Origin of the sequence: Agromyces sp. S2-1-8, assembly GCF_021129215.1 — a bacterium.
Lineage (GTDB): Bacteria > Actinomycetota > Actinomycetes > Actinomycetales > Microbacteriaceae > Agromyces > Agromyces chromiiresistens.
Genome location: NZ_JAJOLP010000001.1, coordinates 3886569 through 3909222, shown reverse-complemented (window position 1 = coordinate 3909222; position 22654 = coordinate 3886569). Strand labels below are relative to the sequence as shown.

The following is a 22654-nucleotide window of genomic DNA, read 5'->3' as shown; positions in this document are numbered from 1 at the left end:
GGTCGAGGAGCGCGGAGCGCGTATCGGGACCACACGCACGATCGTGGTCTCGATACGCTGCGCTCGTCGACCGGCGGCGGGTCTCGATACGCTCGCTTCGCTCCCTACTCGACCGACGGAGTTCTGCAAGGAGGCAGCATGCGCCGCACCATCGGCGTGAACACCTGGGTGTGGGCTTCGCCCCTCACCGCCGAGAACCTGCCCGCGCTCGCCGCGAAGGCGGCGGCGCTCGGCTTCGGGGCGATCGAGCTGCCGGTCGAGAACCCCGGCGACTGGTCGGCGGATGCCGCGGTGGAGATCCTGCGCGAGCACCGCCTCGCCCCGATCGTGATCGGGGCGATGGGCCCCGGCCGCAACCTCGTCGCCGCGCCCGGCTCCGAGATCGTGGCGACCCAGAACTACCTCGTGCACTGCCTCGGCGTCGCCGAGCGCCTCGGCTCCCCGGTCGTGGCCGGCCCCTTCACCGCGGCCACCGGCCGCGCCTGGCGCATGGACGCCGAGGAGCGCGAGGCCCGGTACCGCGAGCTCCGCACGGCGCTCGCGCCGCTCGTGCGACAGGCCGAGGCTCGTGGCATCCGGCTCGCGATCGAACCGCTCAACCGGTACGAGACGAGCCTCGTGAACACGGTCGAGCAGGCGCTCGAGGCGCTCGGGCCGCTGCTCGGCCCCGGCCTCGGGCTCGCGCTCGACAGCTACCACCTCAACATCGAGGAGAAGTCGATCGGCGACGCGATCCGTGCGGCCGGCCCGAACCTCGCCTACGTGCAGGTCTGCGGCAACGACCGCGGCGCCGTCGGCGACGACCACCTCGACTGGCCGGCGTTCCTCGACGCACTCGACGAGGTCGGGTACGCCGGGGCGCTCGGGCTCGAGAGCTTCACGGGCGAGAACGCCACGATCGCGGTGGCCGCCTCGGTCTGGCGGCCGCTCGCGCCCTCGCAGGACGAGCTGGCGGCACGAAGCATCCGCTACCTGACCGCCCTGAACGACGAAAGGTACCCCGCATGACCGCCGCAACCCATCCCGTCACGCTGTTCACCGGCCAGTGGGCCGACCTGCCGTTCGCCGAGGTGGCGCGCCTCGCCGCCGATTGGGGCTACGACGGGCTCGAGATCGCCTGCTCGGGCGACCACCTCGACCTGAAGCTGGCGGAGGAGGAGCCCGGTTACCTCGCCGAGCGGCAGGAGATCCTGAAGCGGCACGGGCTCGAGGTCCACGCGATCTCGAACCACCTGACGGGCCAGGCCGTCTGCGACGATCCGATCGACTTCCGCCACGAGGCGATCGTGCGCCCGTACACGTGGGGCGACGGCGACCCCGAGGGGGTGCGGCAGCGTGCCGCCGACGACATGAAGCGGGCGGCGCGGGTCGCCCGCGCGCTCGGCGTCGACACCGTCGTCGGGTTCACGGGCTCGGCGATCTGGCCGTACGTGGCCATGTTCCCGCCCGTGCCGGCGAGCGTTATCGACGCCGGCTACGAGGACTTCGCGAACCGCTGGAACCCCATCCTCGACGTGTTCGACGCCGAGGGCGTGCGCTTCGCCCACGAAGTCCACCCCTCCGAGATCGCCTACGACTACTGGACGAGCGTGCGCACGCTCGAGGCGATCGACCGCCGCGCCGCGTTCGGCTTCAACTGGGACCCCTCGCACATGATGTGGCAGGGCATCGACCCCGTCGGCTTCATCTGGGACTTCCAGGACCGGATCTACCACGTCGACTGCAAGGACACGAGGATGCGGCCCGCGACCGGCCGGCCGGGAATCCTCGGCTCGCACCTGCCGTGGGGCGACCCGCGGCGCGGCTGGGACTTCGTCTCGACGGGGCACGGCGACGTGCCGTGGGAGGACGCGTTCCGCGCGCTCGACGCGATCGGCTACACGGGCCCGATCTCGGTCGAGTGGGAGGACGCCGGCATGGACCGGCTGCACGGTGCCGCCGAGGCGGTCGGGTTCATCCGCTCGAAGCTCTTCCCGCGCCCGACCGCCTCGTTCGACGCGGCGTTCTCGAACCAGTAGGGGCTCGCATGCCGATCGAGCACACCGTCGTCTTCCGCCTCGTGCACGAGGCCGGCTCCGACGAGGAGTCGGCGTTCCTGCGCGCCGGCCGCGACACGCTGACGGCGATCCCCGGGGTGACGGGCTTCGCGGTCATGCGTCAGGTCAGCCCCGGGAGCCCGTTCACCCACCAGTTCCGCATGGTGTTCGCGGATGCCGCGGCGTATGACGCCTACAACCGCCATCCCGCTCACGTCGGCTTCGTGGAGGAGCGCTGGGTGCCCGAGGTCGCCGACTTCCAGGAGTTCGACTTCGAACCGGCCTGACCGGCGGTCGCGACCGCCACGGGCGTCAGCCCGTCACGCTCCAGAAGTACACCTTCGTCTCGGGGTGCTTCGGGTGGTCGTCGACCGACCGATCCCACGTCGCGTCGGTGTGCCCCGCGTAGTAGACGTGCACGTCGCCGTCCTCGTCCTCGATGACGGCCGTGACGATGGCGGTGTGGTCGCGATCGCCCGAGGCGTCCCAGTCGAACTGCACGATGTCGCCGGGCTTCACCTTCGCTCGCTGCGCGTCGGAGAGCGGCGTCGCCCGCTCGGGGTGCGCCGTGAGGTAGTCGCGGAACACGGTCGACGATCGCCACGCGTCGCTCGACGCGTACGGGTCGCCGTCCGCCGAGTACCACCACTCGGCGTCGGGCTGCCAGCCGCGCTCGACGAGCGACTGCGAGGCGAAGTTCACGCAGTCGTCGTCGCCGAGCACGCCGTACTGCTCGTTCGCGCCGTCCCAGTGCTCGCGCACGTACTCGAGCTGGCGCAGCACGGGGGCCGGCAGCTCGGGGTCGAGCTCGAGCGCCGCCGCGTTCGGACGGCTGCCGTGGCCGCCCTGCGTTCCCGGCCCGGTCGGGCCGGGCGGCGTGGCGGCGGCGACCGCCGCGGTCACGATCGCCACGACGAGCCACACGACGAGCCCGACGGCGACGAGCAGCGCGCCGCCCACGACGAGGCGCCGGCGCAGGTACACGCCGGGAGAGGGTCGCGGGGTCGGCTGGCTCATCGGTTCCACGCTACGTCGTGCGTCGACGGTCGGCCGGAGGGCACGCGCATCGTCGGGCGCTACTCGGGGATGCTCCAGTAGTACGCGACGCCGCCGGGATGGATCTCGGTGATCGCCTCGTCGACCGTGCGGTCCCAGGTGGCGTCGGTGTGGCCGGCGTACTCGATCGAGACCGCGCCGTCGGCGCCGACGACGACGGCCGTCACGGTGCCCGTGTGATCGCGGTCGCCGGTGCCGTCCCAGTCGAACTGCACGAGGTCGCCGGGCTTCACGAGGGAACGTTGCGTGTCGTCGAGGGCGGTCGCCCGCTCGGGGTGCAGCTCGAGGTAGTCGCGCAGCACGGTCGAGCTGATCCAGGCGTCGCTCGAGGCCCACGGGTCGCCGTCGGCCGAGTACCACCACTCGTCGTCCTCGGTCCAGCCGCGGGCGAGCAGCCCCTGGCTCGCGAAGTTCACGCAGTCGTTCTCGTCGATGTAGCCGAACTCCTCGCTCGACGTGTCCTGCCAGTGGGCGCGCAGGTAGGCGAGCTGGGCCGCGACCGCGGGGCTCACCGCGGCCGCGGCGACCGTCGAGTCGGCCCTCGCGTCGGCGCCCGGCGTCGGCCGGGCGGTCGCGGCGTCGATCGAGTCGGCCGACGCGGCCGAGGGGGCGGGCGACTGCCCGAAGAGCCAGGCGAGGGCGCCGCCGGTGGCCGCGACGGCGGCGACGCCGCCGCCGATCAGCACGGCTCGGCGGGGGAGGGCGCGGGGGTGCGGTGGCTGCGACATCGATTCGACCGTAGGCGGTCTTCCTCCGCGTTCCATCCGAACGGACGAGTGCGCGGACGCCTCGCGGGAGTGCTCCCGGCGAGGCATCCGCGCATCGACGGACGTCGCATCAGCGCTCGGTGACCGTGCCGTGCTTGATGTGCAGGCGCCGCTCGGCCCGCCGCGCGACGGCCGAGTCGTGCGTGACGATGACGAGCGTGAGCCCGCGGTCGCGCCACAACCCCTCGAGCAGGCCCAGGATCTCGTCGCGGGTCTCCTCGTCGAGCGCGCCCGTCGGCTCGTCGGCGAGCAGCACGTCGGGCTCCTTCACCAGGGCGCGGGCGATCGCGACCCGCTGCTGCTGCCCGCCCGAGAGCTCACCGGGCACGTGCGTCGCGCGGTCGGCGAGCCCCACGGCGGCGAGCGCCTCGGCGGCGCGCCGGCGCCGCTCCGGCCCCGGCACGCCGAGCGGCTCGAGGGCGGTCTCGACGTTCTCCTGCGCCGTGAGCGTCGGAATGAGGTTGAACCCCTGGAAGACGAAGCCCACCTCCTTCGCGCGAACCCGGGCGAGCTTCGCGTCGGGCAGATGCGAGATGTCGGACTCGCCGAGCCGCACCCGGCCGGAGGTCGGCCGGTCGAGCGCGCCGAGCATCTGCAGCAGCGTGGACTTGCCGCCGCCCGTCGGCCCCTGGATCGCGACCATCTGGCCGGCCGCGATCTCGAGGCTGACGTCCTTCAGCGCGGTGACCGTGCGCTTGCCGGCGTACTGCTTCGTGACGTTCTCGAGCACGTACATGTGGGTTCCCTTCGGTCGGGCGGGCGTCGCCGGCCCGGTTTCGGTGGATGCCTCGGCGCCGGCGGCGTGCACGGCCCCGGTCTCGACGGCGGTCATGCGACGCTCCGCAGCGCTTCCGCCGGGCGCAGGCGCGAGGCCCGCCAGCCGCCGATCGCGCCGGCGGCGAGGCCCCCGAGCACGGCGAGGCCGATCGCGATCGCGATGACGCCCACCGTCACCGGCGCGTTCAGCACGACCTCGGTGGTCGTCTGGGTCGCCGCGGCGGCGCCGAACGGGCCGCCGGCCATGCCGCCGGGCATCGCGCCCGAGGCATCCGCCCCCTGCATCGCCGCACCGCCCGGGCCGCCGGCCGTGATGCCGCCGGCGCTGCCGCCGAGCGTGAGCCCCATGAGGTTCACGATCCAGATGCCGGCGAGGCCGATGACGAGGCCCGCGGCCCCGCCGATGAGGCCCTGCACGAGCGACTCGCCCGCGACCTGCCCGACGATCCGGCCGTTTCGCCAGCCGATCGCCTTGAGCGTGCCGAACTCGCGGGTGCGCCGGGTGACCCCCTGGATCGTGAAGAGGATCGCGATGAGGAACGCGGCGACCAGCACGGCGAGCGAGACCCACAGGCCGAGGTTCGAGATGAGGCTCGACGCGGTCGACAGCGATCCCGAGACCTGCGAGGCGAGGTCGGCCTGCGTCGACACCGTGGCGTCGGGCAGCGCCTCCTCGATCTCGGCCTGCACGGCGTCGATCCGATCCGACGAGTCCGCCTGCACGTAGAGGTCGCTGATCATGCCGTCCTGGCCCGAGATCGACTGGGCGAGGTCGAGCGGGATGTACGCGTTCGACGCGGTCGTCGCGTCGGCCGACGTCGAGGCGACCGTGCCGACCACCTCGAAGTCCGTGCCCCCGAGGTCGATCGTGTCGCCGACCGCGAGTTCGGCGCTCGTCGCGTAGGTCGCGTCGAGCACGACGACGGCCTGACCGGTGTCGCCCGACTCGAGGCCGCGGCCGTCGGCCAGTTCGACCGACGACAGCGGGCCGACCGCGGCGCCGGCCGGATCGACGCCGAGCACGCTGACCCGGTCGACGTCGAAGGCGCTGCCGCCGGCGCCGTCGAACCCGCCCTGCGGGGGCTGCTCGCCGGTGCCGTCGCCCGGTGCCACCCGGTCGGTGCCGTCCTGCTGCGCCGAGAAGTCGGGCAGCTCGCCCGAGAACGTGACGTTCTCGAGCGCGAGCGTCGCCGCGGCCGCCGAGACGCCGCCGAGGCCCTGCACGGTGTCGAGCGACGACGCGTCGAATGTCTGCGAGCCCGGGCCCGAGGTGAGGCGCGACTGGCTGATCGAGGTCGAGCCGTCGGCGGTCTCGCCGTCGTCGGCGCCGAACTCGAAGCGCTGCGGCCCGTCCCCCTCGCCCGGTGCGGCGGGGGTCGCCGTCACCGTGAGGTCGGTGCCGACGCCGTAGACCGACTGCAGCACCTGGGCCTGCGCATCGCGCACGCCCGTCGAGACGGCGTTCACGATCATGACGAGGGCGATGGCGAGCGCCATGCCGATCGCGATGATCGCGGTCTGCCTGCGGCGGCCCGCGAGCTCGCGCCGGAGGTAGGTGAAGAACATGGGGGTCCTCTCGTCGATGGGGTCGGGACCGACGCTAGGAGCGCGCGCTGTGGCGTCGCTTTGGCGCCGCTATGCGTCGGCCATGCATCGGCCGGGGCCGAGGCATCCGGAATCGCACAGGCGAGCCATAGGAATCGCATAGCTCGGTGCGGATACTGGAACCATGAGCTCGACGCCCGCCGCCCCGCACCGTGCCCCCGCGATCGCCAAGGGCGACGGGTCGATGGTGCGGGTGCTCGTCGTCGACGACGAGCACTCGCTCACCGAGCTGCTCAGGATGGCGCTCAAGTACGAGGGCTGGGACGTGCGCACCGCCGCCGACGGCCAGAGCGCCGTGCGGATCGCGCGCGAGTTCCGTCCCGATGCGATCGTGCTCGACATCATGCTGCCCGACATCGACGGGCTCGAGGTGCTGCAGCGGGTGCGCGCCGACGGCACCGAGACCCCCGTGCTGTTCCTCACCGCGAAGGACTCGCTCGACGACCGCATCGCCGGGCTCACCGCGGGCGGCGACGACTACGTCACGAAGCCGTTCAGCCTCGAAGAGGTCGTCGCCCGGCTGCGCGGGCTCATCCGCCGCTCGACGCTCACCCTCGCGCAGGCGAAGGACCCGGTGCTGACCGTCGGCGACCTCACCCTCGACGAGGACTCCTACGAGGTCGCCCGCGCGGGAGAGCCGATCGAGCTCACCGCGACCGAGTTCGAGCTGCTGCGCTACCTCATGCGCAATCCCCGCCGCGTGCTCTCGAAGGCGCAGATCCTCGATCGCGTGTGGTCGTACGACTTCGGCGGCAAGGAGACGGTGGTCGAGCTCTACATCTCGTACCTGCGCAAGAAGATCGACGCGGGCCGGGCACCCATGATCCACACGGTTCGCGGCGCCGGCTACATGCTGAAGGCGGCGGGATGACGCGCCCCGGCGATCCCGGATACGCGGCGGCGGCTCGCCGGGAGGCCACCGCCCGCGACCACGGCGCCGGCGGGTCGGCCGGCCAGGGCGACGACACGGCGACGAACGACGCGGATGCCGCGCACCGCCGCCCCTGGACCCTGCGTCGCCGGCTCCTCGTCATCGTCGCATCGCTGCTCGTCGCGGTGAGCGCCGTCGTCGGTGTCGTGAGCGTCGCGGTGTTCCACAGCTCGTCGGTCGCCCGGCTCGACGCCAACCTCGACTCGGCGATCTCGCGCGCGAACGTCGCCATCGCCGGGCAGCCGCCCGGGTTCCCCGGCGACCCCGACGCCGCACCGGGACTCGTGCTGAACGTTCCCGGCCAGGAGGCCGGCACGCTCGCCGCCCTCGTGCCGCGCGAGGGCGAGGCACGGGCCGGCTACATCACCGAGGGCGGTCGCGTGCTCGACCTTCCCGACCACGTGGCGAACGCCCTCGCGGCGGTGCCGGCCGACGGGCAGCCCCATTCGATCAAGGTCGGCGAGTACGGTGACTACCGTGCGCTCGCCGTCGAGGAGGCCGAGTGGGACGGCGTCTCGATCGTCCTCGCACTGCCCCTCGCCGAGGTCGGCGCCGCGACCTCGCAGCTCGCGATCACGATCACGATCGTCGCGCTCGCGGGGCTCGCCGCCGCGCTCGCGCTCGGCTCGCTCATCGTCACCCGTGCCCTCAGCCCGCTCGCGCGCGTCACCGAGACCGCCCAGCGAGTGTCGGAACTGCCGCTCGACCGCGGCGACGTCGCGCTCGCCGAGCGGGTTGACGTCGGCGACGAGCGCACCGAGGTCGGCCGGCTCGGCGCCGCCTTCAACCGCATGCTGGGGCACGTGGCATCCGCCCTGACGGCGCGCGAGCAGAGCGAGCAGAAGGTGCGCCGCTTCGTCGCCGACGCCTCGCACGAGCTGCGCACGCCGCTCGCATCGATCCGCGGGTACGCCGAGCTCACGCGGCTGCACGGCGGCCAGCTGCCCGAGGACGTGATGCATGCGCTCTCGCGCATCGAGTCGGAGTCGGTGCGCATGACCGAGCTCGTCGAGGACCTGCTGCTGCTCGCCCGGCTCGACGAGGGGCGCGAACTCGTGCACTCGACCGTCGACCTGCGGGCGATCGTCGTCGACGCCGTCGGCGACGCCCAGGCCGCAGGACCCGATCACGACTGGTCGGTCGACGCGGGGGAGTCGCCCGTCGAGGTCTCGGGCGACGACGCACGACTGCGCCAGGTGCTGGCCAACCTGCTCGCGAACGCGCGCGTGCACACGCCCGCCGGCACCGCCGTGTCGGCGACCCTCACCGAGGTCGACGGGCGCGCGAGGCTCCAGATCGCCGACGACGGCCCAGGCATCGACGAGGGGCTGCGCGACCGCCTGTTCGAGCGCTTCGCACGAGGGGATGCCTCGCGCTCGCGCCGCGCCGGGTCGACCGGCCTCGGGCTCGCGATCGTGCGCGCGGTGGTCGAGGCGCAGCACGGCACGGTGTCGGTCGAGTCGAAGCCCGGCCGCACGGTCTTCACGGTCGATCTGCCGCTCGCCGGGGCGACGCCCGCGTCGTAGCCCGATCGAACGACCGGCAGTCCTCACCGGAACACGGCGTGCGGGCGCCGTGCGACGGGTGTCGTGCGAACGTGCCCGTCGCGACACGAGGACCGGAGGCGACGGGTGCGGCCGCCGGACAGACATCCGACCATCTCTGGCGTGTCGCGCGCCCGCACCCCTAGCGTGTGGAGGAGCCACGGGGTCGTGGCACCGCGCAGAGACGCGGGTGGAGGCCGTGGCCCCGGCATGACCGAAGGAGCATCCGCATGTCTTCAGCGGTACCCACCACCGCACGACGACGCACCATCCGCACCGCAGCCCTGCTCACCGCCGTGATCGCCGGCGCCGGCCTCGCGGCCGCCTCGCCCGCGTACGCGAGCCCCGACCAGACTGATCCGACCTTCGTCGACGGACTCTCGCAAGCCGTCTTCACGAAGAACTCGGCCGAGTGGGTCAACGAGGAGGCCTGGGTCGAGAGCGAGGTCGACTCCGACCGCGACGGGCGGCCCGACCTCGTGCACATCGACGTCAGCCGAGTGCCCGAGACCGAGACCGACGGCCTCGACGTGCCGGTCATCATGGAGCTGAGCCCGTACTACGCAGGCGGCTCGCAGGTGACGAACTGGTCGGTCGACCACGAGATCGGAGATCCGCCCTCGACGAAGGACCCGTGGCCCGCGTACCAGCCGACGAACCGCACGAGCCCGACCATCTCTCGTTCGCTCGAGAACACGTGGGTGCCCCGCGGCTTCGCCGTCGTGCACGCCGAGGGCTTCGGCAGCGGCTGGTCGGAGGGCTGCCCCACCTCGGGCGGGGTGAACGAGTCGCTCGCCGGCAAGGCCGTCGTCGACTGGCTGAACGGCCGCGCGAAGGCGTACACGAAGCCCGACCGCGCAACCGAGGTCGCGGCCGACTGGACGACCGGCAGCGTCGGCATGATCGGGACGTCGTACAACGGCACGCTGCCGATCGGCGTCGCGTCGACGGGCGTCGAGGGACTCGACGCGATCGTGCCCGTCTCGGCGATCTCCGACTGGTACGACTACTACCGCGCGAACGGCGCGGTCCGCGCACCGGGCGGATACCAGGGCGAGGACCTCGACGTGCTCGCCGACTACGTGTACACCCGGTTCGACCAGGAGATCTGCCAGCCGGTCATCGACGAGCTGCGGGCGAACCAGGACCGCGCGACCGGCGACCGCAGCGCGTTCTGGGAGGAGCGGAACTACCTCGCGAACGCCGACCGCATCAGCGCGGCGACCCTCGTCGCGCACGGGCTCAACGACTGGAACGTCATGACGAAGAACGCCTCCGCGCTCTACGAGGAGCTCAAGGCGAACGGCGTGCCGCACCAGATCTACCTGCACCAGGGCGGCCACGGCGGCAACCCGAACGACACGCTGCTCAACCGCTGGTTCACGCGGTACCTGTACGACGTCGAGAACGGCGTCGAGCAGTTGCCGAAGGCGTACGTCGTGCGCGAGGACCGCACCCTCACCGAGTACCCCGAGTGGCCCGACCCGGCGACGGAGGACGTGAAGCTCAAGCTCGCGCCCGCCGTCGAGGCCGACGGCGTCGGCGCGCTCGCCGCGTCGCGCAACGGATCGAAGGCGACCGAGGACCTCGTCGACGACGCGGGCATCCGCGCCGCCGACCTGGCCGCCGCCGCATCGTCGCCGAACCGGCTCGCGTACCGCACGGCGGCGCTCGGCGAGCCGCTGCGGCTCTCGGGCACGCCGACGGTCTCGCTGCGGATCGCGGTCGACCGGCCGAAGGCGAACCTCACCGCCCTCCTCGTCGAGTACCCGCTGACGGGAGCCCCGAAGATCATCACGCGGGGCTGGATGGACGTCGAGAACCGCGACTCCGACGCGGTGACGACGCCCGTCGCTCCCGGGGTGGCGTACGACTTCGCGTTCGACCTGCAGCCGAAGGACTACGTGTTCTCGGCGGGCTCGCAGATCGGCGTCGTCGTGCTCTCGAGCGACCAGGAGTACACGGTGCGCCCGGCGCCGGGCACGACGCTCACGCTCGACCCGTCGAAGTCGACCGTGCACCTGCCGCTCGTCGGCGGCATGGAGGCCCTGCAGGCGTCGCTGCACGCGGGCTGAGCGCGACGGAGACGCAGAAGGAGCGTATCGGGACCCCGGCGGGTCTCGATACGCTCCTTCGTCGCGGCCGGAACGGCGGGGGAGTCCGTCCGGCGCGGTCCGGGCGGCGGGGGGAGGTCCGCCCGGAGGTTCAGGCCTCCGACAGCACCTTCAGCATCTCGGCGAAGGTCTCGAGCTCGGACACGGAGCGCTCGCTGAGCGCTTCGTGCAGCCGTGCCTGGTTCTTCACCCGCAGGGCCGCGACCCGCTCGACCGCGAACGGGGTGGGCTCGAGCACCCGCACCCGGCCGTCTCGCTCGTCGGGGCGGCTCACGACCAGCCCGTCCTCCTCGAGGATGCGCACCTGGCGGCTCACGACGCTCTTGTCCATGTCGAAGAGCTCCGCGAGCTGATGCGCGTTCGACGAGCCCAGTCGCACGATCGTCGAGAGCAGCTTGTACCCGGCCGGGTTCAGCTCGGGGTGGATCTGCTGCGCCGCCTCCTTCCAGACCGTGCGGGCACGGTTGAAGACGAGGCCGAGTTGCTCTTCGACGCGGGCGATGGCCTCGTCGAGGGAGGGGGAGGTCATGGCGATCATGCTACTTGCGCGCCTCCTGCGCCGTGGCCGTCGCCGACGAGCGGGCGGATGCCTCGCGGTCGGCGCCGGTCGCGGCATCCGAGCCCTCGACGACCTGCAGCGACGAGGTGACCGGCGCGCCGATCTCGGCCTCGGCGAGGTCGATGGCGACCTGCTCCGCCTCCTCGGCGAGGGTCTGCGCGGCATTCTTCGTCGACAGCGGCTTGTTCGGCAGGAACGCGATCGCGATGAGGCTCAGCACGGCGAGGGGGATCGCGATGATGAACACGTCGGCGATGCCCTGGCCGTACGAGCTCTCCACGATCACGCGGATCGTGTCGGGCAGCTCCGAGACCTTGGGCAGGTCGCCGGTCGCGAGCGACTTGAGCGCATCGATCTCGTCGGGCGAGGTCGGCGTGAACTTCGCGAGGCTGCTCGTGATGTGCGTCGTCACCTGGGTGGCGAGCACCGAGCCCATGACCGTCACGCCGATGGTGCCGGCGATCGAGCGGAAGAAGTTCACGTTCGAGCTCGCGGCGCCGAGCTGCGAGGCGGGCGTGTCGTTCTGCACGATCAGGGTCAGGTTCTGCATGACCATGCCGAGGCCGGCGCCGAGCACGAACATGTAGACCGAGACGAGCGCGAACTCGGTGTCGTACTGCAGGGTCGCCATGGCGGTCACGCCGGCGGTCACGAGCACGGAGCCGAGCAGCATCCAGCCCTTCCACTTGCCGAAGCGGCTCACGAGCGCGCCGATGCCGATCGAGGCGCCCATCTGGCCGACGATCATCGGGATGGTCATGAGGCCCGACTCGGTCGGGGTGGCGCCGCGCGCCAGCTGGAAGTACTGCGCGAGGAAGACGCTCGTCGCGAACATCGCGACGCCGACCGAGATCGACGCGATCACGGCGAGGGTGAAGGTGCGGTTCGCGAAGAGGCTCATCGGCACGATGGGCTCCTCGACGAAGAACTCGGCGATGACGAAGCCGATGATCGCGGCGGCGGAGATGCCGATGACGACGAAGCTCTCGACCGAGTCCCAGTCGAACTGGTTGCCGCCCATCGACACCCAGATGAGCAGCAGCGAGACGCCGACGGTGAGCAGGATGGCGCCGAGGTAGTCGATCTTGACCCGCTCGCGGTTCGGCTTCGGCAGGTGCAGCGTGCGCTGGATGAGGATGATCGCGAGCACGGCGAAGGGCACGCCGATGAAGAAGTTGGCGCGCCAGCCGAACGCGTCGGTGATGACGCCGCCGAGCAGCGGCCCGCCGATCGTGGCGAGCGCCATGATGCCGCCGACGACACCCATGTACTTGCCGCGCTCGCGCGGCGAGATGATGAGCGCGACGGCGATCATGACGAGCGACATCAGGCCGCCGGCGCCGAGGCCCTGTACGACGCGCACGGCGATGAGCATGCCCGTGTCCTGCGAGAAGCCGGCGATGACGGTGCCCGCGACGAAGAGGCCGAGCGCGAGCTGCAGCAGCATCTTGCGGTCGACGAGGTCGGCGAGCTTGCCCCAGATCGGGGTCGAGACGGCGGTGGCGAGCAGGCTCGCCGTGATGACCCAGGTGTAGGCGGCCTGGTCGCCGCCGAGGTCGGCGATGATGACGGGCATCGAGGTCGAGACGACCGTGCCCGAGAGCACGGCGACGAACATGCCCATGATGAGGCCCGAGAGGGCCGTGAACACCTCGCGCGGCGAGCGCTGCGCCTCGGTGTCGTTCGGGAGTGTTGCAGTCAAGGGGAGATCCTCACAGAAAGTTGATTACGGTCAACTATATACATTTCGTTGATCTTTATCAACTATCGACTCAGGTCAACTATTCCTCAGGATCCGGCCGGTATCCTGAGATCCCAGATGCGTCGCGTACCCCCGTGGGAATCCCCCTGCGCGGTGCACCTCGGAGGCAGCCGGTGACCGTCAGTCAGCTCGTCAATCTCATCGCCCGCGAACTCGGCCGGCCGGCGCTCCTCGAGGACGGCCGGTATCGCGTCGTCGCCTTCAGCCCGCAGTCCGAGGTCATCGACGAGGTGCGGCGCCGCTCGATCCTCGAGCACCACGCCGGTCCGGGCGTGCATTCCTGGCTCGCGGGACTCGGGGTCTACCGCTCCGAGGAGGCCATGCACGTGCCGCGCAATCCCGGCCTCGGCATGCTGCAGCGGCTCTACGTCCCGATCCGCACCCAGGACGGTGCGCGCGCGCATCTCTGGCTCATCGAGGAGCCCGACGCGATGTCGCCGGAGGAGGTCGCTCGAGCCGGTGAGCTCGCCGTGCGCCTGGCCGAGGAATGGGCCCGCGTGCTCTCGTTGCGCGACGACGAGTCGGCCCGCAGGGCGGAGCGCACTCGCGTGCTTCTCATGGGCGAGGCGCGCGAGCGCCTCCTCGCGGCCGACGAGCTGGTCGCGTCGGGCGACATCGACGCCTCGGGCGCCCTCCGCGCCTACCTCCTGACCACCCGCGATCCCGGCGCGCTCAGCCGCGAGGACCTCGAGGCTGCCGAGCGCCGCATCCGCCGGGCGCTCGCGGACCTCGGCCCGCTCACCCTCGTGACCGCCGGCGGCGTGGTGCTCATCGTGCCGGACGACGGCGGGCGGCTGCACCCGGCCGTGGACGCCGTCGTCGAGCGACTGCGGTCGGCCGCTGCGCGCGGCGGCGGCCCCCTGGGCGACCCGCTCGTCGCGATCGGCGGCGCCGTCGTGCACCTGCCCGACTCGGCCCGGAGCCACCGCGAGGCGCAGCGCGCGCTCGCGATCGCCACGGCCTTCCGACTGCGGGGGCCCGCCGTCGCCTGGGACGAGCTCGGCGTGTACCGCGGCCTGCAGTCCGCGGCCGCGCTGGGCGTGCGCTCGGCGGACTTCTCGACCGGGCTCGCGAGCCTTCTCGATGAGCGCGACGGAGACGTGCTCCTCGAGACGCTCGAGGCGTACTTCCGGCACGGAGGTCGGCTTCGCGACGTCGCGGGACGGCTGAACGTGCACCGGGCGACGGTCTACCACCGGCTCGCCCGCGTCGAGCGCATCCTCGGCATCGACCTGCACGACGGGCTCGAGCACCTCGGGCTCCATCTCGCGCTGCTCCTGCGCCGCATCGAGGTCGCGGCGGCCATCGAGCCGAACCTCACGGCCTGACGGGATCCGTCTCCGGTCTCGTACGACGATCGTCGCACCGGAGCTCGTGGTTGCTCGACAGTTGATCGATGACCGGGCGCCGAGGGGTTCCTAGGCTGTGAGTCACCTGACACGGGCAAGAACGGGCACGCGGCGGATCCAGCACGGGCTGAAGGCCGGCCGCGTCGCCCGACGAGGAGAGCACCACCCGCCGTCACCGCGGCGGGGGAGCGGTTCGTCGCGCCACCCATGCGCCGATCTTCCGACCGCGACGCAACGTCGCGCCGCGGGACATCCAGATGAAGGGAACCATCGCATGAACGCCCAACCGCTCGCCCCGCCGGCCGTGCCGCGAGCCGTCACGTCGCGCCCGGCGCGTCGTCGCGCCGGCGCCCTCGCGCTCGCCGCAGTGCTCGCCACCGGCCTGACCGTCGCCACGGCCCAGTCCGCGAACGCCGACGAGCCCGCCGTCGGCAGCTCGACGCTCGTCCCGATCCAGGTGACGGGCGACCCCTCCGAGCGGTTCTCGCTCGTGATCCTCGGCGACGGCTACACCGCCGACGAGCAGCCGCTCTTCCGCGAGCAGGTCGAGAAGCACCTCGAGACGATGTGGAGCATCGAACCGTACAAGAGCTACCGCAACTACTTCAACGTCTACGCGGTCGAGATCATCTCGGGCGAGTCCGGCATCAGCTGCGACTCGTCGCTCGGCTCGCCCCGACGGAACACTCCGCTCAAGATGTCGTTCTGGGGCGGCTGCAACCCGAACAGCGTGCAGCGGCTGATCACGATGGACGGCGCGAAGGCCCGCGAGTACGCGAAGGCCGCGCCCAAGGTCGACCAGGTGCTCGCCCTCGCGAACAGCGACACCTACGGCGGCGCGGGCGGCAGCTATGCGACGGCGAGCGGCGGCAACTCGCTCTCGGCCCTCATCTCGCCGCACGAGATCGGGCACTCGCTCGGCGGCCTCGCCGACGAGTACGACTACTACACGCGCGGCATCACGACCGGCGACTACACTGGCGGCGAGCCCCGCTCGAAGCACCACACGATCATGACCGTCGAGGAGATGGCCGCGCAGCAGGCCAAGTGGTGGCGGTGGCTCGGCGAGCCGAGCGAGGCCGGCGGCATCATCGGCGCCTACGAGGGCGGCCAGTACTACTCGACCGGCATCTTCCGTCCGAGCCGCCACTCGATGATGAAGACCCTCGGATACCAGATGGACCAGGTCTCCCGCGAGATCATGACCGAGCGCATCTCGTCGAAGATCCCGCTCATCGCGGACGCGCCCGACGAGGCGACGCCGGTCGCGGCCGACGAAGTGATCTCGATCGATGTCGCCCACCCCGTCTACCACGAGCTGGACGTCGCCTGGGCGATCAACGGCAAGGCGGTGCCGAACCCGCACAACACGACGCAGCTCGAGCTCGCGAAGACCAGGGCGAAGCCCGGCGACACGGTGACCGTCACCGTCGTCGACAACACGCCGTTCGTGCGCGACCCCGCGCTGCGCGACTCGGCGTCGATGACCCAGACGCGTTCGTGGACCGTGGGCACCGGCCGCGCAACGGCGACCGACGTCGAGCCGGCGTTCACCGAGTCGACCCAGACCGAGCGCCCCGTCGGCTCCGACGACGTGCTCTACGTCGAGACCACGCATCGCCCCGACCGGGTGTTCGACGTGATCTGGACGGTCGACGGCGAGCGTCAGCCGAATCCGCACAACGCGCGCACCCTCGAGCTCGCAGACCTCGACCTCTCCGCCGGTACGCACACGGTCACCGCGTCCGTCGGCGACTCGAAGCGGGCCGCCGCGGCGACCGAGACCCGCGCCTGGACGGTCGACGCGACCGGTCCGACCGTCGAGGCGGTCGTCGGAACCCCGGTCGAGACCTCGACCGGCGCGAACGGCGAGCCGCACTACGTCGTCGACGAGTCGTTCACGATGAAGCTGACGGCGAGCGACGACCAGGCCGGCGCGCTCGTGACCGAGTTCCGCCTCGACGGAGACGGGTGGCACAACTACTACGGCTGGCCGACCGACGCGGATGCGCCGTTCCTGTTCACGCCGACCGGCACGAACGTCGACGACCTCATCTACGGCAACCTCGGCACGGGCGGCATGTCGCTCTCGCCGTTCCAGGCGCGCGAGCCGGGTTACGGCGAGCACCGCGTCGAGTACCGGTCGACGGATGCCGCGGGCAACATCGGTCCGGTCGAGGCGTTCACCGTCGAGGTGCGCCCCTGAACGGGCTGACGCGCCGCATCGGCGCATCCTCGTCCGGCTGATCGCGCAGGGGCACCCGGGGCCGAAGGGCCCCGGGTGCCCCTTCCGCGTGCGCCGGTGCGCCCCGCCGATTTGGCGAGGGCCGAGGCATCCGCTAATCTTGACGGAGCCGAAGACCGCTGGTTGTCGTGCGCGCTCGTGAAAGCGGGCGCATGCGACCGAAGTCTTGCGAAAGCAAGGGCCCGCGCAGGTGTGACGAAGACTTCCGAGTGATCGGCCGAGCTCCGCGCAACTGCGCCGGAGCTCTTTTCTTTCTCCCCATGCTTCCAGCGCTCCCAGGCCGTGCATCGCCTCCGCGATGCGCGTTGAGTACACAAGGAGTGGCCATGGCGAACAAGGAAGCCTCGGTTGCCGAACTCACGAACCTGTTCGAGAGCTCGACTGCCGTTCTGCTGACCGAATACCGCGGCCTGACGGTTGCACAGCTCAAGGAGCTGCGCAACAGCATCCGTCAGGACGCGAACTACGCCGTGGTGAAGAACACGCTGACCAAGATCGCCGCCAACAACGCGGGGATCACGACGCTGGACGACGACCTCAACGGTCCGTCCGCCGTCGCCTTCGTGCACGGCGACTTCGTCGCCACCGCCAAGGCCGTGCGTGACTTCGCCAAGGCGAACCCGCATCTCGTGATCAAGAGCGGCGTCTTCGAGGGCAAGACCCTCAGCGCCGACGAGGTCAACAAGTACGCCTCGCTCGAGAGCCGTGAGGTTCTGCTTGCGAAGGCTGCGGGAATGATGAAGGCGACGATGGGCAAGGCTGCCGCCACCATCGACGCGCTTCGCGAAAAGCTGGAGACCGCCGAGGCCGCGTAAGCGCCCGACGATCTCGTTCTACAAACCCCACCCATTAGGAGAAACATCATGGCGAAGCTCACCACCGAAGAGCTGCTCGAGCAGTTCGCTGGTCTCACGCTTGTCGAGCTCAGCGAGTTCGTGAAGGCGTTCGAGGAGAAGTTCGAAGTCACCGCGGCCGCCCCGGTCGCCGTCGCCGGCGCTGCCGGTGGCGCCGGTGCCGCTGAGGCCGAGGAGGAGAAGGACTCGTTCGACGTCATCCTCGAGGCTGCCGGCGACAAGAAGATCCAGGTCATCAAGACCGTCCGCGAGCTCACCTCGCTCGGTCTCGGCGAGGCCAAGGCCGTCGTCGACGGTGCTCCCAAGGCCGTGCTCGAGGGCGCGAACAAGGAGACCGCCGAGAAGGCGAAGGCTGCCCTCGAGGAAGCCGGCGCAACCGTCACCCTCAAGTAATCAGGGCGCCCGCTTCGGGCGCGCTGCTTGAGGTGACCGCGTCACCTGAACACACGGATGCCCCGTGGTCGATCATCGACCACGGGGCATCCGTCGTTCTCGGGCCCAATCGGGGAGCAACGCATTCGACAATTGCTTAGCCTAGCTATATAGTTGGGCTATGCATTCTTCCACCGACACGTCGAGCCTGACCGCGCTCATCGGCGATCTCGTCTCGGTGAACCACCGCCTCACCCGCCTCGCCGCCGCGTCGACGGCGTCCGCCGAGTCACCCGCCGTCTGGCGCACGATCGCGGTGCTGCGCGACCTCGGCCCCATGCGCCTCGGCGAACTCGCCCGCGTCAGTCGGGTCAGCCAGCCGACCATGACGAAGCTCGTGCACACCCTCGACGACCGGGGGTGGATCCGCCGTATCGCCGACGCGAACGACGCTCGCGCGTGGCTCATCTCGGCCGACCCGTCGGGCCTCGAGGCGCTCGACGCGTGGCGCGACGAGCTCGTCGGCGCGATGGCCCCCTACTTCGACGACCTCTCGATCGACGAGCGCGAGACGCTCGCCCGAGCGGTCGCCGTCATCCGTACCCGCATCGAGCGCGCGGACGACACCGCGCGGAATGGAGCAGCGACCGCGTGACCAGCCACGCCAGCCACGAGACATCCGCATCGATCCTGAAGCAGCCGAAGGCCGTCTGGGCCGTCGCGTTCGCGTGCGTGATCGCGTTCATGGGCATCGGCCTCGTCGACCCGATCCTGCCCGCGATCGCCGAGAGCCTCAAGGCGACCCCGACCGAGACCGAGATGCTCTTCACGAGCTACCTGCTCATCACGGGGCTCGCGATGCTCGGCACGAGCTGGCTGTCGAGCCGCATCGGCGCGAAGAAGACGCTGCTCATCGGGCTCGGCCTCATCATCGTGTTCGCCGCGGCGGCCGGCCTCTCGCAGAACGTCGAGGAGGTCATCGGGTTCCGCGCCGGGTGGGGACTCGGCAACGCACTGTTCATCTCGACGGCGCTCGCGACGATCGTCGGCGCCGCAGCGGGCGGCACCGGCTCGGCGATCATCCTCTACGAGGCGGCGCTCGGTCTCGGCATCGCGATCGGCCCGCTGCTCGGCGGACTGCTCGGGCACGTCAGCTGGCGGGGCCCGTTCTTCGGCACCGCCGCGCTGATGGCGGTCGGCTTCATCGCGATCGTCGCGTTCCTGAAGGACGACGCGGGTGCCACCGCCGGGCCTGAGCCCACCAGGCTGTCGGCGCCCATCCGGGCGCTGCGCCAGCCCGCACTGGCGGTGCTCGCCGCCGCCGCGCTGTTCTACAACATCGGCTTCTTCGTGCTGCTCGCGTACTCGCCGTTCCCGCTCGGCTTCGACGCGCTCGGCCTCGGCTTCACGTTCTTCGGCTGGGGCCTCGCGCTCGCGATCACCTCGGTCTTCGTGGCGCCCCTGCTCACGGCGAGGATGCCGCGCACCCGCGTGCTCTGGATCGGGTTGCCGCTGCTCTCGCTCGACCTCGTCGCGGCGGGCCTGTTCATCTCCGACCCCGCGGCGCTCGTCGTCTGCATCGTCATCGGCGGTCTCGTGCTCGGCGTGCTCAACACCGTGCTCACCGAGTGCGTCATGGAGGCGACCGACCTGCAGCGCTCGGTCGCGTCGAGCGCCTACTCGGCGGTGCGGTTCCTGGGCGGTGCGGTCGCCCCGCCCGCGGCGGCCGAGCTCGCCCACCTCATCTCGCCCGACGCGCCGTACTACGCGGCGGCGATCTCGGTCGGCGTCGCGCTCGTGATCGTCGTCGCCGGGCACCGCGCGCTGCGCCGGGTCGACCGGGTCGAGTCCGAACCCGAGTCATCCCTCGTCGAGGCCGAGGCGATCTCGGTCGGCGACGCGGCGTGAACCGCGCCACGACCCGATCCCGTCCGTGACGAGGCGCGGAGAGCCGGCCGGTGTCAGCGCTCCGGGGCGGTCGTGCTCGCGCGCACGACGAGGCGCGTCGGCAGCGGGGCACCCGAATCGGGCAGCGGGTCGGCGTGCTCGCCCTCGCCGAGCAGCCGCAGCACGACGTCGACGGCCAGCCGGCCCTGGTCGCCCGGCGACTGCGAGATCGTCGTGAGACCGAACATCTCGCCGTACTCGTGGCCGTCGACGCCGATCACCGAGAGGTCGCGCGGCACCGAGAGGCCGAGCCGCTCGGCGGCGCGGATCACCCCGAACGCCATCTCGTCGGAGGCGGCGAACACCGCCGTCGCGCGCGGCCCGGGCCTGCCGAGCAGCTGCAGCGCGGCCGTGTAACCCCCCGGCATGGTCATCTCGCCTTCGAGGAGCGTCGCCGCGGCGCCCGACGCGGCGCCCGCCGCGGCGCTCCCGGCGACCGCATCGCCGAGCCCGGCCGCCGCGATGGCGTCGAGATAGCCCAGCCGACGCTGGCCGTGCACGCTCCACGGCGCTGCGGCCGCGCCCGCGCCGGCGAGATGCGCGACGCGGGTGTGGCCGAGGTGCAGCAGGTGCTCGGTCGCGAGCGCGCCGACCGCCCGGTCGTCGATCGAGAGCCTGGCGCCGCCCGGCTCGCCGCCGCCGAGGCGCACGAGCGGCTTGCCCCGCTGCTCGAGCCCTTCCGCCTCGCGACTCGTGAGGTCGACGCCGACGGCGATGACCGCGTCGACGCGCTTGCGCGCGAGGAAGAACTCGAACACGCGGTCGCGCACCGGCCCCGTGTCGCCGACGTTGTAGAGCGTGAGGTCGTAGCCGGCGGCCAGGAGCGCCCGCTCGATGCCCTCGAGCACCTCGCCGAAGAACCAGCGGTTGACGAACGGGATGACGACGCCGACGTTCTTCGTGCGGCCGGTGACGAGGCTCGCCGCATCGGGCGAGGCGATGTAGCCGATCTCGGCTGCAGCCGCCTCGACCCGCCGGCGCGTGTCGACCGCGACGTGACCGCGGCCCGAGAGTGCTCGCGACGCGGTCGCCTTCGACACTCCGGCCAGGCGGGCGACATCGCCGATCGCCGCCATCAGCAACCCCCTCCGTCGGGCAGTCCCGGTGCCGAGCATACTGCGGGCCGACCCGTGATTGGAACCGATTGCGGATGCCTCGGCGCCCGCCCCGAGGCATCCGTCCCGATGCGCAGGGGAGCGCTCTCTCGCAATGTTCGCAGGCCGTGCGATCGGTGCCGGATCGTGACCGGCCGCCCCCTTGTGGGAGCCGCTCGCCCTGCCATAGCGTGGAATCTGGAACCGGTTCCGGCTCCGCCCTGCACCACACTCAACGAGGAGAAGACATGAGATTCACACGGCATCGCCGTTTGATGGCCCCCGTCGTGGTGGCCGCGGCGGTCGGCCTCACGCTCACGGCCTGCACGGGCGACATCGCGAACGACGACTCCGCCACGGGCGACTGCGGCCCGTACGAGACCTACGGCACCTTCGACGACGGCACCGAGGTCAACGTCTACGGCACGATCCTCGACGCCGAGGCCGACCTCCTGAACGAGTCGTGGGTCGACTTCGAGAACTGCACCGGCATCGACATCGTCTACGAGGGCTCCGACCAGTACGAAGAACAGCTGAACGTGCGCATCGAGGGCGGCAACCCGCCCGACCTCGGCATCACGCCGCAGCCGGGCCTCATCGCCCGTCTCGCCCAGCAGGGCGACCTGCTGCCGGCGCCGAAGGCGGTGGCCGACAACGTCGCCGAGTACTGGTCCGAAGACTGGGCCGCCTACGGCACCGTCGACGACACGCTCTACGGTGCGCCACTGATGGCGAACATCAAGGGCTGGGTCTGGTACTCGCCGTCGATGTTCGAGGAGAACGGCTGGGAGGTGCCGACGACGCTCGACGAGCTGGCGACGCTGACCGACGACATCCGCGAATCGGGCGCGGTCGACAAGCCCTGGTGCGTCGGCTTCGCCTCGGGCGTCGCAACCGGATGGCCCGGCACCGACTGGGTGGAGGACTTCGTGCTCCGCCAGCAGGGCGCCGACGTGTACGACGAGTGGGTCGCGCACGACATCCCGTTCAACGACCCGAAGATCGCCGAGGCGTTCGACTCGGTCGGCGACTACATCCGCGCCGACGACAACGTCAACGGCGGGCTCGGCGACGTGCGCTCGATCGCGACGACCGACTTCGGTGACGCGGGCCTGCCGATCCTCGACGGCGCGTGCGCGCTGCACCACCAGGCCTCGTTCTACGAGGGCTTCTGGCCCGAGGGCACGACGGTCGCAGAGGACGGCGACGTCTGGGCGTTCATGCTGCCGGGCACCGAGGCCGGGGCCAACGCGGTCACGGGCGGCGGTGAGATCGTCGCCGCGTTCGCCGACAGCGACGAGGTCGTGGCCACGCAGACGTACCTGTCGAGCCCCGAGTGGGCGAACTCGCGCGTCAGCCTCGGCGGCGTCATCAGCGCCAACACCGGGCTCGACCCCGAGAACGCCGGCAGCGAACTGCTGAAGGCGTCGGTCGCCCTGCTGCAGGACCCGAACACGACGTTCCGTTTCGACGGTTCCGACGTGATGCCCGCCGCGGTGGGCTCGGGCACGTTCTGGACGGGGATGGTCGACTGGATCGGCGGCAAGAGCACGGCAGACACGCTCGACTTCATCGAGGCGAGCTGGCCGCAGGAGTGATGGATGCCTCGGGGCCGCGCCGCGCGCGGCCCCGAGGCTTCCCG

The 22654-nt window shown here is 71.4% G+C and carries 20 protein-coding genes; 13 read left to right on the top strand and 7 right to left on the bottom strand.

Annotation, left to right across the window (positions count from 1 at the left end; genetic code table 11):
- Positions 1 to 138: 138 nt before the first annotated feature.
- From LR269_RS17755 to LR269_RS17745, 3 genes are read left to right on the top strand one after another with little or no spacing between them, the layout of a single operon-like run.
- Entirely contained in the window at positions 139 to 1008 is an 870-nt protein-coding gene (locus tag LR269_RS17755; RefSeq protein WP_231432078.1) for a sugar phosphate isomerase/epimerase, read from the top strand.
- Positions 1005 to 2018 carry a sugar phosphate isomerase/epimerase gene (locus LR269_RS17750; RefSeq protein ID WP_231432077.1) on the top strand — a complete coding sequence of 338 codons (1014 nt, stop codon included), beginning with the start codon at positions 1005 to 1007 and terminating at the stop codon, positions 2016 to 2018. Before LR269_RS17755 ends, LR269_RS17750 begins: the two co-directional genes overlap by 4 nt.
- An 8-nt stretch (positions 2019 to 2026) precedes the next feature.
- Entirely contained in the window at positions 2027 to 2323 is a 297-nt protein-coding gene (locus LR269_RS17745; protein ID WP_231432076.1) for a Dabb family protein, read from the top strand.
- A gap of 25 nt (positions 2324 to 2348) precedes the next feature.
- Here LR269_RS17745 and LR269_RS17740 read toward each other — a convergent pair whose 3' ends face one another.
- The 4 genes from LR269_RS17740 to LR269_RS17725 form a co-directional block, all read right to left on the bottom strand.
- Positions 2349 to 3053 (bottom strand): amidase domain-containing protein, encoded by a 705-nt coding sequence (locus LR269_RS17740; protein WP_231432075.1) that lies wholly within the window; start codon positions 3051 to 3053, stop codon positions 2349 to 2351.
- Between the two features lie 59 nt (positions 3054 to 3112).
- Positions 3113 to 3820 carry an amidase domain-containing protein gene (locus LR269_RS17735; RefSeq protein ID WP_231432074.1) on the bottom strand — a complete coding sequence of 236 codons (708 nt, stop codon included), beginning with the start codon at positions 3818 to 3820 and terminating at the stop codon, positions 3113 to 3115.
- Between the two features lie 109 nt (positions 3821 to 3929).
- Positions 3930 to 4595 carry an ABC transporter ATP-binding protein gene (locus LR269_RS17730; RefSeq protein ID WP_231432396.1) on the bottom strand — a complete coding sequence of 222 codons (666 nt, stop codon included), beginning with the start codon at positions 4593 to 4595 and terminating at the stop codon, positions 3930 to 3932.
- 92 nt (positions 4596 to 4687) lie between these two features.
- Entirely contained in the window at positions 4688 to 6202 is a 1515-nt protein-coding gene (locus tag LR269_RS17725; RefSeq protein ID WP_231432073.1) for an ABC transporter permease, read from the bottom strand.
- Between the two features lie 163 nt (positions 6203 to 6365).
- On the opposite strand from LR269_RS17725, the gene LR269_RS17720 reads away from it, so the two are divergent.
- From LR269_RS17720 to LR269_RS17710, 3 genes are all read left to right on the top strand, one after another.
- Positions 6366 to 7112: a response regulator transcription factor gene (locus LR269_RS17720; RefSeq protein ID WP_231432072.1), complete on the top strand. Its 747-nt coding sequence runs from the start codon at positions 6366 to 6368 to the stop codon at positions 7110 to 7112.
- Positions 7109 to 8698 carry a cell wall metabolism sensor histidine kinase WalK gene (locus LR269_RS17715; RefSeq protein ID WP_231432071.1) on the top strand — a complete coding sequence of 530 codons (1590 nt, stop codon included), beginning with the start codon at positions 7109 to 7111 and terminating at the stop codon, positions 8696 to 8698. The genes LR269_RS17720 and LR269_RS17715 overlap by 4 nt, the downstream gene beginning before the upstream one ends.
- A 248-nt stretch (positions 8699 to 8946) precedes the next feature.
- Entirely contained in the window at positions 8947 to 10791 is a 1845-nt protein-coding gene (locus tag LR269_RS17710; protein ID WP_231432070.1) for a Xaa-Pro dipeptidyl-peptidase, read from the top strand.
- A gap of 130 nt (positions 10792 to 10921) precedes the next feature.
- Here LR269_RS17710 and LR269_RS17705 read toward each other — a convergent pair whose 3' ends face one another.
- Positions 10922 to 11359, bottom strand: a complete 438-nt coding sequence (locus tag LR269_RS17705) for a MarR family winged helix-turn-helix transcriptional regulator (protein ID WP_231432069.1) — start codon at positions 11357 to 11359, stop codon at positions 10922 to 10924.
- A gap of 10 nt (positions 11360 to 11369) precedes the next feature.
- Entirely contained in the window at positions 11370 to 13091 is a 1722-nt protein-coding gene (locus LR269_RS17700) for an MDR family MFS transporter (RefSeq protein ID WP_255680021.1), read from the bottom strand.
- A gap of 173 nt (positions 13092 to 13264) precedes the next feature.
- Between LR269_RS17700 and LR269_RS19070 the strand changes: the two genes are divergently transcribed.
- The 6 genes from LR269_RS19070 (at position 13265) to LR269_RS17670 (ending at position 19879) form a co-directional block, all read left to right on the top strand.
- A complete protein-coding gene (locus tag LR269_RS19070; protein WP_231432068.1) occupies positions 13265 to 14479 on the top strand; it encodes a CdaR family transcriptional regulator in 1215 nt (404 codons plus the stop codon).
- A 295-nt stretch (positions 14480 to 14774) separates the two neighbouring features.
- Positions 14775 to 16706: a M64 family metallopeptidase gene (locus tag LR269_RS17690; protein WP_231432067.1), complete on the top strand. Its 1932-nt coding sequence runs from the start codon at positions 14775 to 14777 to the stop codon at positions 16704 to 16706.
- A 365-nt stretch (positions 16707 to 17071) separates the two neighbouring features.
- The gene (rplJ, locus tag LR269_RS17685) at positions 17072 to 17560 is read left to right on the top strand and encodes a 50S ribosomal protein L10 (RefSeq protein WP_231432066.1); all 489 of its coding nucleotides are present in this window, start codon (positions 17072 to 17074) and stop codon (positions 17558 to 17560) included.
- A 48-nt stretch (positions 17561 to 17608) separates the two neighbouring features.
- A complete protein-coding gene (gene rplL, locus LR269_RS17680; RefSeq protein ID WP_231432065.1) occupies positions 17609 to 17992 on the top strand; it encodes a 50S ribosomal protein L7/L12 in 384 nt (127 codons plus the stop codon).
- Positions 17993 to 18152: 160 nt separating this feature from the next.
- Positions 18153 to 18626, top strand: coding sequence for a MarR family winged helix-turn-helix transcriptional regulator (locus LR269_RS17675; RefSeq protein ID WP_231432064.1), 474 nt, complete (start codon positions 18153 to 18155; stop codon positions 18624 to 18626).
- Positions 18623 to 19879, top strand: a complete 1257-nt coding sequence (locus LR269_RS17670; RefSeq protein ID WP_231432063.1) for an MFS transporter — start codon at positions 18623 to 18625, stop codon at positions 19877 to 19879. The genes LR269_RS17675 and LR269_RS17670 overlap by 4 nt, the downstream gene beginning before the upstream one ends.
- A 53-nt stretch (positions 19880 to 19932) precedes the next feature.
- Here the strand turns inward: LR269_RS17670 and LR269_RS17665 are convergent, their stop codons facing one another.
- Positions 19933 to 20994, bottom strand: coding sequence for a LacI family DNA-binding transcriptional regulator (locus LR269_RS17665; RefSeq protein WP_231432062.1), 1062 nt, complete (start codon positions 20992 to 20994; stop codon positions 19933 to 19935).
- Positions 20995 to 21260: 266 nt separating this feature from the next.
- Between LR269_RS17665 and LR269_RS17660 the strand changes: the two genes are divergently transcribed.
- On the top strand, positions 21261 to 22610 hold the full coding sequence (locus LR269_RS17660; protein ID WP_231432061.1) for an ABC transporter substrate-binding protein: 1350 nt from the start codon (positions 21261 to 21263) through the stop codon (positions 22608 to 22610).
- Positions 22611 to 22654 lie beyond the last annotated feature (44 nt).